Annotated in this window: 11 protein-coding genes and 1 pseudogene; 8 read left to right on the forward strand and 4 right to left on the reverse strand. The window is 74.5% G+C overall.

The window, feature by feature from the left end:
- The coding region (locus AA75_RS14930; RefSeq protein ID WP_149038146.1) for a transglycosylase SLT domain-containing protein at window positions 1-423 on the forward strand (423 nt) is incomplete at its 5' end.
- A 130-nt stretch (window positions 424-553) separates the two neighbouring features.
- Here AA75_RS14930 and AA75_RS14935 read toward each other — a convergent pair.
- Entirely contained in the window at window positions 554-1255 is a 702-nt protein-coding gene (locus AA75_RS14935; RefSeq protein ID WP_051812418.1) for a DUF4328 domain-containing protein, read from the reverse strand.
- A 316-nt stretch (window positions 1256-1571) separates the two neighbouring features.
- On the opposite strand from AA75_RS14935, the gene AA75_RS14940 reads away from it, so the two are divergent.
- Window positions 1572-3011, forward strand: coding sequence for a GuaB1 family IMP dehydrogenase-related protein (locus tag AA75_RS14940; RefSeq protein WP_033820492.1), 1440 nt, complete (start codon window positions 1572-1574; stop codon window positions 3009-3011).
- On the opposite strand, the gene AA75_RS14945 is transcribed toward AA75_RS14940, so the two are convergent.
- A complete protein-coding gene (locus AA75_RS14945; RefSeq protein WP_368666571.1) occupies window positions 2972-3808 on the reverse strand; it encodes a DUF5995 family protein in 837 nt (278 codons plus the stop codon). The two genes, AA75_RS14940 and AA75_RS14945, sit on opposite strands and share 40 nt — an antisense overlap.
- Before the next feature lie 658 nt (window positions 3809-4466).
- On the opposite strand from AA75_RS14945, the pseudogene AA75_RS14950 reads away from it, so the two are divergent.
- From AA75_RS14950 to AA75_RS14960, 3 genes and pseudogenes are all read left to right on the forward strand, one after another.
- Window positions 4467-4790, forward strand: a pseudogene (locus AA75_RS14950) (transglycosylase family protein); the annotation flags it as partial.
- Between the two features lie 202 nt (window positions 4791-4992).
- On the forward strand, window positions 4993-5508 hold the full coding sequence (locus tag AA75_RS14955) for a pyridoxamine 5'-phosphate oxidase family protein (RefSeq protein WP_033820500.1): 516 nt from the start codon (window positions 4993-4995) through the stop codon (window positions 5506-5508).
- A 77-nt stretch (window positions 5509-5585) separates the two neighbouring features.
- On the forward strand, window positions 5586-6773 hold the full coding sequence (locus AA75_RS14960; protein ID WP_063794360.1) for a PP2C family protein-serine/threonine phosphatase: 1188 nt from the start codon (window positions 5586-5588) through the stop codon (window positions 6771-6773).
- A 22-nt stretch (window positions 6774-6795) separates the two neighbouring features.
- Here AA75_RS14960 and AA75_RS14965 read toward each other — a convergent pair whose 3' ends face one another.
- A complete protein-coding gene (locus tag AA75_RS14965; RefSeq protein WP_033820493.1) occupies window positions 6796-7608 on the reverse strand; it encodes an SAM-dependent methyltransferase in 813 nt (270 codons plus the stop codon).
- Window positions 7609-7930: 322 nt separating this feature from the next.
- On the opposite strand from AA75_RS14965, the gene AA75_RS14970 reads away from it, so the two are divergent.
- The gene (locus tag AA75_RS14970) at window positions 7931-8557 is read left to right on the forward strand and encodes a sigma factor-like helix-turn-helix DNA-binding protein (protein ID WP_051812420.1); all 627 of its coding nucleotides are present in this window, start codon (window positions 7931-7933) and stop codon (window positions 8555-8557) included.
- Window positions 8554-9279 (forward strand): hypothetical protein, encoded by a 726-nt coding sequence (locus AA75_RS14975; RefSeq protein ID WP_233289029.1) that lies wholly within the window; start codon window positions 8554-8556, stop codon window positions 9277-9279. Before AA75_RS14970 ends, AA75_RS14975 begins: the two co-directional genes overlap by 4 nt.
- 79 nt (window positions 9280-9358) lie before the next feature.
- Here the strand turns inward: AA75_RS14975 and AA75_RS14980 are convergent, their stop codons facing one another.
- Entirely contained in the window at window positions 9359-9763 is a 405-nt protein-coding gene (locus AA75_RS14980; protein ID WP_033820494.1) for a DUF5997 family protein, read from the reverse strand.
- A gap of 58 nt (window positions 9764-9821) precedes the next feature.
- Between AA75_RS14980 and AA75_RS14985 the strand changes: the two genes are divergently transcribed.
- The coding region (locus AA75_RS14985) for a LysR family transcriptional regulator substrate-binding protein (RefSeq protein ID WP_149038147.1) at window positions 9822-10281 on the forward strand (460 nt) is incomplete at its 3' end.

Consider the following 10281-nt stretch of genomic DNA (forward strand, 5'->3'; position numbering starts at 1 on the left):
GCCGCCGCTCCGGCGCCCGCCCCGGCCCCGGCACCCGCCCCCGCGCCGGCCCCGGCTCCGGCCGCGCCCAGCTACTCCAACAACCTGGACGGCTGGATCCAGGAGGCCCGTGACGTGCTGGCCGCCCACGGTGACCGGGTGCCCTCCGCGAAGGCGATGAAGGCCACCGCGATGTCCGAGTCCTCCGGCAACCCGAAGGCCGTCAACGGCTGGGACTCCAACGCCAAGGCGGGCATCCCGTCGATCGGCCTGACCCAGATGATCAAGCCGACCTTCAAGGCCTACTCCCTGCCGGGCCACACCGACATCAGCAACCCGGTCGACAACCTGGTGGCCAGCGCCCGCTACTGCAACCACGTCTACGGCAGCATGGACAACGTGGCCAAGGCCCGTTGCTACGGCTCCTGCTGGCGCGGCTACTAAGCCTCGCCGGACCCGGCCCGGGCCGCCGACGCAGAACACCGGGCGCCCGCCGCGAACTCCCTGACCAGGGCGGAGCGGCGCGGCGCCCGTCCCACCCCCGGGGCCGCTCCCCGGGGGTCGGACCGTGCGGTCAGGACGTCGCGACCGCGACCGCCGGGCGGCCCGAGGCGTGCCACGACTGGACCTTGGTGATCCGCTCCACCAGCAGGACCGCCAGCACGCCCGCCACCGTGTTGGCCACCAGGACGTACGTCTCGAAGACGCCGATCCCGATGCCGAGCCGGGCCAGGACGAGGGCTCCCACGGTCCTGGCGAGCCAGGCGGCCCACCAGAGGTGGACCAGCCGCTCGGCCCGGGGCGGAGCGCCGGCCCGCCAGACGTCCCGGGCGATCCGGTGCGGGATCCACCACATGGCGAACGGGACCACCCAGGCGCCGACCGCCCAGCCCTGCCCGTAGCGGTTCCCGCCCGGCGCGAGCAGTTCCGCGTTGGCCCGGTACCGGGCGAACCAGCAGACGAAGACGATGCCGGTGACCGCCAGCGCGGGCATCCCGCACAGGCGCGCCGCCTGGCCGACCGGTGTCGTGGCGCTGCCGGACACGGCCTCGGCCGCCGCGGCGACGAGCGGCAGAACGGTCACCAGCACCAGAAGCCCCTGGGTCGCCCTGCCCAGGGCGAGGGGATCGGTGATCCGGCCCGGCGGCAGCGTCCGCCGAGCGCCGTACGGCCAGGGTGCGCCGGCCGGCCGCGGCCCGGCCGGGTCGGTGGTGCAGTCGCGGCAGCCGCCGACCGCCTGCGCGTACGGATCCCCGTCGCAGGACGTGCAGGCCAAAGGAGTCCCCCCGGAGAGCGATGTGGCGGGCACGGCCCGCCGGGATGATCAGCTGCACCTTAGAGGGCACCGGGGCGGACCCGCCACCGATCTTCCGGGCGGCCGTCCGCACCCGCGCGCCCTGTATGTTCCTACGAAGATCGCCGTGTGGGGCCCCGGGCGGCTTGTGGTGATCTTCAACGATTGCGCGGTGGCTGGCTTTGCGCGCCCGTATCACCGAGTATTGAACGTTGGGTGCGGGGCGCCCGAGTGCGCCCCGCGGCCGAGCCGCAACCGCGCCCGAGGTGTACGTTTCCCCAGCCAGAGAGCCCCATTCATGCGCTTCCTGAACGACCTCAAGCCCGCGTACGACCTTACGTACGACGACGTCTTCATGGTCCCCAGCCGCTCCGCCGTGGGCTCCCGTCAGGCCGTGGACCTGTCCTCGAACGACGGCACCGGCACCACCATCCCGCTGGTGGTCGCCAACATGACCGCCATCGCCGGCCGCCGGATGGCCGAGACCGTGGCCCGCCGCGGCGGCCTGGTCGCCATCCCGCAGGACATCCCGACCGAGGTCATCGCCGACGTCATCGGCTGGGTGAAGCAGCGCCACCTGGTGCACGACACCCCGATCACCCTGGCCCCCGGCGACACCGTCGCGGACGCGCTGTCGCTGCTGCCCAAGCGCGCCCACAACGCGCTCGTCGTGGTGGAGGACGGCAAGCCCGTCGGCGTGGTCACCGACTCCGACTGCCAGGGCGTCGACCGGTTCACCAGCCTCTCCGAGGTGATGTCCCGCGACCTGCTGCTGCTGGAGGAGGGCATCGACCCGCGCGCCGCCTTCGAGAAGCTCAACGAGGGCCACCGCAAGCTCGCGCCCGTGGTCGACCGGGACGGGGCGCTGGTCGGCCTGCTGACCCGCAAGAACGCGCTGCGCGCCACCCTCTACACCCCCGCCGTCGACGGCGCCGGCAAGCTGCGGATCGCCGCCACCGTCGGGATCAACGGCGATGTGGCCGGCAAGGCCAAGGCCCTGATCGAGGCCGGCGCGGACGTGCTGGTGGTGGACACCGCGCACGGCCACCAGGAGTCGATGATCAGCGCGCTGCGCGCCGTCCGCGGCCTGGACCCGCAGATCCCGATCGTGGCCGGCAACGTGGTCTCCGCCGCAGGCGTCCGCGACCTGGTCGAGGCCGGTGCCGACATCCTCAAGGTCGGCGTCGGCCCCGGCGCGATGTGCACCACCCGGATGATGACCGGCGTCGGCCGCCCGCAGTTCTCCGCGGTCCTGGAGTGCGCCGCCGAGGCCCGCAGCCTCGGCAAGCACGTCTGGGCCGACGGCGGCGTCCGCCACCCCCGCGACGTCGCGATGGCGCTGGCCGCCGGCGCGTCCAACGTGATGATCGGGTCCTGGTTCGCCGGTACCCACGAGTCGCCGGGCGACCTGCACACCGCCGCCGACGGCCGCCAGTACAAGGAGAGCTTCGGCATGGCCTCCGCCCGCGCCGTGCGCAACCGGACCGCCGAGGAGTCCGCGTACGACCGGGCCCGCAAGGCGCTGTTCGAGGAGGGCATCTCGACCTCGCGGATGTTCCTCGACCCGGCCCGCCCGGGCGTCGAGGACCTGATCGACTCGATCGTGGCCGGTGTCCGCAGCTCCTGTACCTACGCCGGCGCCAACAGCCTGGAGGAGTTCCACCAGAACGCGGTCATCGGCGTGCAGAGCGCGGCCGGCTACGCCGAGGGCAAGCCGCTGCACTCCAGCTGGGCCTGACCGGCGGCCGGGCGCACCCGGCCCGGCAGGTCGTCCCGTACGGGCCGGCCCTCCGCTTCGGCGGGGGGCCGGCCCGCGGCGTCCGGTGCGGCGGGGCCGTTCGGCGGGGTGGCGCCGTCCAGCGGGGTGAGCAGGGCGCGGCCGACCATCCCGACCGAACCGGAGAGCGCCGCCGCCACCGCCCGGAAGGCCAACGGCAGCCCGCGCAGCTGCCACAGCGCCAGCACGCTCGCCCAGGCCGCGTCCCGGGCACGGTCGATGCTCCACACCCCGACCACGTGCAGCAGCGGCTGCGCCGCGGGCAGCTCGGCGGGCGAGGGCAGCAGCTCCGCCCGGACCTGCGCCTCCACCTGGGCGAGCAGGGTGTTGATCCGCCGGTAGTCGGCCGACAACTGCTCCGGCTCGCGGCCGAGCTGGCGGCAGGTGTCCAGGACGGCCAGCGGCAGGTCGTGCTCGATGTGGGCGTTCATCCCGGCCAGCGCGTACTGCAGCGGGTGGATGCCCGGATGCCGGCGCAGTTCGAACAGCGGCCGCCAGCAGGCGGCCGGGCGCCGGCCGGCCGCGTCGTCGTCGACGGCGTCGAGGTAGCGGGCGGCGAACACGCCGTCGAGGCGGGCCATCGTGGCCGGGTCCTCGAACCAGGACCCGGCCAGCCGGTCCCGTACCAGGGCGGTGACCGTCAGGTACATCCCGTTGAAGACCGCCACGCCGTCGCCGGGCGCCGCCCCCGCGGCCAGCTCCGTCATCCGGGCGACCGCGTCGTCGACGGTGAGCGCGGTACCGGTGGTCGTCGTCATCTCCGCGCTCCGCTCTCCGCCCTCCCGCGCCCGGCGGCCCGGGAGCGAGGCCCCACCATCGCAGCAGCCACCGGCCCGGCGGCAGCACGCCGCCGGGCGATCCGGCGTCCGAGTGGCCGGTGCCACACGGACGGGTGATCGACATGGCGGCCGGGGCCCGATCCGGTGGCGGACCGTCGGCCGGGTGACACCCTCCGTCGACGCTGTGGGCGGCCTCACAGGCCCCGGCGTGTGAGCCACGCCATGCAATCGGTGGTTCGATCATGAAAATGGCTGGTAAGTGTCCATAAATGCGGCAATTTTGCCGATTCATACCACCGGTAACGGCCCCCTGACCTGGGACTTCACGGTCCACCCTTGAACCGCCCACCGGCCGCCCCGTAACTTCGGTGCCAGGTGAACGAACACCACCCGGGTCCACTCCCGGCGCACCGCCCACCGGCTCACCCCGGAGCGGACGTCCGGCGCAGTACCGGGGCGGCGGAACGGGCCGGATGCCCGCGCAAGCCGCTCGCCGAGCGAGGCGAACGAACCGACCATCCCGTGGCCTTGGTTCCGCACGCCCACCCACCCGGGGCCTTCGAAAGGATTCGCATTGATCTTCCGTAACGAGACTTCCGCTGCCACCACCACCGCCACCAAGCGCAAGCGCGTTCGGATGGCCGTCATGGCGGGTGCGGTCATCGCCCTGCCGGTGGCCGGACTCGTCACGGCCACCGGGGCGTCCGCCGCCCCGGCCTCCACCTGGGACAAGGTCGCGCAGTGCGAGTCGACCGGCAACTGGGCGATCAACTCGGGCAACGGCTTCTACGGCGGCCTGCAGTTCACCAACAGCACCTGGGCCGCCTTCGGCGGCACCTCGTACGCCCCGCGCGCCGACCTCGCCACCAAGGCCCAGCAGATCAACGTCGCCGAGAAGGTCCTCGCCTCCCAGGGCCCCGGCGCCTGGCCGGTCTGCTCCGTCAAGGCCGGCCTCACCAAGTAACACCGAGGCACGCCCCGCGCACCAAGGCCCCGCCCACCCCCACCGAGGGGTGCGCGGGGCCTTCGCGCGTCCGGGCCGCGGGCCGCGCGCGACACGGGACGCGGCCTCCCGGCCCGGACGGCGGCCACCGGGGAGAATGGGGCCGATCCGAAGGCCCGCCGGGCGTCGCCCGCGAACGGCACGTGGACAAGGGGTGCAGATGGCGGAGCGGGAGCCGGAGGCCGAACTCGACGCCCGGTACAGCGACGAGGGCGCGACCCCCACACCCTGGCGGCAGGCCCGAGCCAGGCTCGCCGCGGCCGAACTGTACTGGCTCTCCACCGTCCGCCCGGACGGCCGCCCGCACGTCACGCCGCTGATCGCCGTCTGGGTGGCCGGAGCGCTGCACTTCTGCACCGGCGCCCACGAGCGCAAGGCCGGCAACCTCGCCGACAACCCGCACTGCGTCCTCACCACCGGCACCAACCTCCTGCACGAGGGCCTGGACCTGGTGGTCGAGGGCGACGCCGTCCGGCTCACCGACGACACCGCCCTGCGGGCGGTCGCCGCGGCGTACGAGGCCAAGTACGGCAGCGAGTGGCACTTCGAGGTCGGCGACGGGTTCTTCCACGGCGCCGGGGGAGCGGACCTGGTCTTCCGGGTCGAACCGGCCACGGTGTTCGGCTTCGGCAAGGGCGGGTACAGCCAGACCCGCTGGCGCTTCCCCCGCCCCTGAGCACCGACCGCGGACGGCGCGCCGGGGAGCGCCGGCCGTCCCGGCGACCCGGCGGTGCCGTGCCTACAGTGGGGCCCATGTCGCAATCCCGGGACGGGGGAGCCGGGTGGATCCGGCGACCGCCGAGGTGGCCGGCGAGCCCCGACCGCCACTCCTGGGTCTGGTGGGCACCCGTCCTGCTGGTCCTGCTGGACGTGGTGCTGGAACTGACCCTGTACAGCCGCGAGCCGGTGAGCTTCCTGCTCATCGCGGTACCGCCGCTGGCGGCCGCCACCCGCAGCCCGCGCCGCACCGCCCTGGCCGCCGCGCTGTGCGTGCTGCTCGAGATGTGGATGGCCTCGCGGCGCCCCGGCCACTTCGCCGAGCAGCACCACGTGGCCCTCTACCTGACGACCGTACTGATCGGCGTCGCCAGCGTGGCCCTCGCCCGCCAGCGCATCCGCGCCCAGGAACACCTGGTCCGCGCCCGCTCGGTCGCCGAGGCGGTCCAACTGACCCTGCTGCGCCCGATCCCGGAGCGGCTCGGCCGCCTGCGGGCCGCCGGGTTCTACGAGGCGGGCGAGGGCGGCACACTGGTCGGCGGCGACCTCTACGACCTGTGCGAGACCCCGTTCGGCGTGCGGGTGATCGTCGGTGACGTCCGGGGCAAGGGGCTGGACGCGGTGCAGACCGTCTCCGCGGTGCTGGGCAGCTTCCGGGTGTCGGCGCACGAGTGGAGGGACCTGAGCCGGCTGGCCGAACGGCTCGAACTGAGCATCGCCCGCAACTCCGCCCGGGCGGCGGCCGACGCCGAACTGTTCGTCACCGCCCTGCTGCTGGAGTTCCCGACCGGCGGCGGCGAGGTGCGGATCGTCGACCGCGGGCACCCCGCCCCCGTCGTGGTCGGACCGTACGGCGCGCGCCGGCTGGCCACCTCGCCCGCGCTGCCGCTCGCCCTGGGCGAACTGGCCCCGGGGGCCGGCGAGGTGACCGTCCACCCGGTGCGGCCCGGCGAGGTCCTGGTGGTCTACACGGACGGGGTGAGCGAGGCCCGGAACGCCGACGGGGTGTTCTACCCGCTGCTGGACCGGCTGGCCTGGCGGTTCGCCGGCCGGCACGCCCCGGAGCCGCAGGTGGTGGCGGCCTTCGTCCGGGCCGACGCCGACCGCTGGTCGGCCGGCGCCCACGGCCCGGACGGCGACGACCGGGCGGTGCTCGCGCTGGCGCCCGAGCCGCTCGCCGGGCCGGAGCGCCGCCGCCGCGAGGCCCGGGAGCGGGAGGCCTGAGACCGGGCGCGCCCGGGCGGCGTCAGGGTTTGAAGGCCACGGCCGCGTACGCCGAGGCGTGCGAGTCGGTGACCGCCGGATCCGGCCGCCCGCCCTCGGGACGCCAGCGGTGGGTGGCGACCAGGCCCGGCTCCAGCAGCTCCCAGCCGTCCAGGAAACGGGCGATCTCGTCCCTGGTGCGCATCTGCACCGCGGTACCGGCGGCCGCGTAGACCTGGGTGATCCGCTCGGCCTGCTCCGGCGCGAAGTCCGGGCTGCCGTGCGTTATCACCAGGGCGCTGCCCGACGGGAGTTCGGACTTGAAGTACTCGACGATGTCCTTCGCGCCCCGGCTGTCGGGGACGAAGTGCAGCAGCGCGTTGAGACTCAGCGCGACCGGCCGCGCCAGGTCCAGCGTCGCCCGCAGCTGCGCCGAGGCCAGCACCGCGGCCGGGTCCGTGACATCCGCCTCCACGTACGCCGTGCGCCCCTGCGGGGTGGAGAGCAGCAGGGCCTGCGCGTGCGCCAGCACGATCGGGTCGTTGTCGGTGTAGACGATCCGGCACTCCGGCGCGGTCTGCTGGGCGATCTCGTGCAGATTGGGCCGGGTCGGGATACCGGTGCCGATGTCCAGGAACTGCCGGATCCCGGCCAGGGCCAGCAGCCGCGTCGAACGGTGCATGAACGAGCGGTTCACCCGGGCCGCCGTCTCCGCCCACGGGAAGACCGCCATCACCTGGCCGGCCGCCTCCCGGTCGGCGGCGAAGTTGGTCGTCCCGCCCAGGTAGTAGTCGTACATCCGGGCCGAGTGCGCCCGGTGCAGCTCCAGCCTCACCTCGGCGTCGTCCGCCGCCATCTGTTGCCCCCTCAGCTCGCCCGACCGGTCACGCTACGCCATCACGGCGCCCGGCATCATGCCCCTGGCAGGCCCCCGCCAATCCGCCCGGACCGGTGGCGGTGCCGCGACGGGATACCATCGATGCGACAAATAGCCTGAAAGCAAAGACATCTGACCACCCGACAGCAATTCCTGTAGTCGTACTGGTACCGTCGGTAGTCGCTCCACCGGTCCCGTTCCCGCGCCGGTAGGCAGCCCGCCGCCGGGCCGCCGACCCCGAGGTCGGGACCTCGCGCCGACGGCCGCCGCGGGCCGGGCCCGCTCGTCCGGAAGGACAGGGATGACCATCGACAGGGACGCGCGACCGGCGGCCGGCCGCGACCGGGGAGGGCGGATGGTGGGCGACACCAGCGGCACGGCGCCGGAGGGCGCACGGCTGCGCCTGACCTTCGACGCGTTCTGCGCCACCCACGAGGCCGCGTGGACCGGTTTCGCCCGCACCCAGGTCGGCAGCGGCCGGGACGCCGCCCTGGTGGTGGCCGCGATGAAGGACCACCTCGCCCGCAACTGGGCGATCGGACTGCGGCAGGAGATCCCCGCGGCGTACGCCTGGCGGCTGCTGAAGGAGCACATCGCCGGCTGGCTCGCGGCAGCCGGGCAGACCCGCCCCGGCCTGGTCAGGACGGCCGCCTTCGACACCGCGGTCCGCCACTTCCGGGCCCGGGACGGGCTCGGCCTGGAGACCGTGCCGGAGCAGCTCGGCCTGCTCGGCGCCATCCTCGACCTCCCCGAGCGCCAGCACGACGTGGTGATCCTCAAGTACTGCCTGGACCTCGACGACGAGAGCATCGCCGCCTACCTGGGCACCCCGCTCGCCACCCTGCGCTCGAGCCTGCGGCACGCCCGCCGCCGCCTCGTCCACACGCTCGGCCGGCCCGGGCTCGCCGAACTGGGGGCGGGCCAGTGACCACCAGGAAGGACGGGCCGGAGCTGCGGTCCTGGCTGCGCGCCCACGGCTCGGACGCCGCCGGCGGTACGGACGGCGCGGGCGGCGGAGCGGGCGCCGGTGGCGCGGTGCGGGTGTCCGGGGGTGCGTCCGGGCAGCCCGCCCTGGGGGCCGGCCGACTCGCCGCGGCCCCGGCCCGGCTCCCGTCCGAGCACGAGCAGGCCGCCCACGAGCTGGCCCTGGCGGCGGCGCTCGTGCTCAACGCGCCCGAGGCCGCCCGCGCGCTCGAGCTGCTGGCCGGCGGCGAGGAGGTCCACCCGCAGGGGGCGGTGGTCTTCGCCTGTCTGCTGTTCATCACGGGCCGCGAGGAGGCCGCCCAGTTCTGGTGGCAGTTCGCGGCCGGCTCCGGCAACGACACCGCCGCGTACTGCCTGCACCTCTACCACCTGACCCTCGGCGAGAACCGGGACGCGGGCTACTGGCGGGCGCAGGCCGAGGCGCTCGCGGCCCCGCCCGTCCGGGTGCCGAGCCGGCGGGTGCGGCTGACCCGGCCGCTGCTGCCGGAGGACGTACGCCGGGACATCCTCTCGCGCTGCCACGAAGGGCTCGACCCGCGGCTGCCCGCCACGCTGGAGGCGGTGGTCAACCACCTGGCCGTCGACAGCGACGACGAGGACTTCGGCGAGATCCCCCGGCCGTCCCGGACCCTGGCCGGTGAACTGGCGGTCACCCGGACCACCTGACGGCGGCTCCTGCGGCCGCCGCCGGTGACGACGGAACGCCCGGCCACCGAAGTGGCCGGGCGTCCGGGTGGGCCGGCGGTCAGGCGTGCGGCTTGCGGGGCTGGTCGCGCCGCGCCGCGTTCTTCTCCTTGATCCGGACCGTCTCCTTGCGGACGTCGGCCTGGGTGGCGCGCTCACGCTGCAGCCACTCCGGGCCGTCCTTCTTCAGCTCCTCGATCTGCTCGGTGGTGAGCGCCTCGGTGACCCCGCCACGGGCGAGGCCGGCGATGGACACGCCGAGCTTGGCCGCCACCACCGGACGGGGGTGCGGGCCGTTGCGGCGCAGCTCCACCAGCCACTCGGGCGGATCGGCCTGGAGCGCGTTCAGCTCGTTGCGCGAGACCACACCCTCCTGGAACTCGGCGGGGGTGGCCTCGAGGTACACACCCAGCTTCTTCGCCGCGGTCGCGGGCTTCATCGTCTGGGCGGTCTGGTGCGACTTCATGGGGTCAAGAGTATCGACCGTGTGCGCCACCTCCGACCACGGCCGGTAATCTGGGCGGGTGACTGGCTCGGAAGCACCCTCCTCGTTTCGGCTCGCCTACGTCCCGGGGGTGACTCCCACCAAGTGGGTCCGGGTCTGGGGCGAGCGGCTGCCCGATGTCCCGCTGACCCTGACGGCGGTGGGCGCGGCCGAGGCGGCCGGTGCGCTGCGCGGCGGTGACGCCGACGCCGGACTGCTGCGGCTGCCGGTGGACAAGGCGGAGCTCAACGCGATCCCGCTCTACACCGAGACCACGGTGGTGATCGTCCCCAAGGACCACGTGGTGACGGCCGTCGACGAGGTCGCGCTCGAGGACCTGGCCGACGAGATCGTGCTGCACCCGCTCGACGACACCCTGGAGTGGGGGAGCCTGCCGGGCCGGCCCGCGTTCGAGCGGCCCGCCACCACGGCGGACGCCGTCGAGCTGGTGGCGGCCGGCATCGGCGTGCTGATCGTGCCGCAGTCGCTCGCCCGGCTGC

The sequence above is a fragment of the Kitasatospora sp. MBT63 genome, from assembly GCF_000710465.2.
Taxonomy (GTDB): domain Bacteria; phylum Actinomycetota; class Actinomycetes; order Streptomycetales; family Streptomycetaceae; genus Kitasatospora.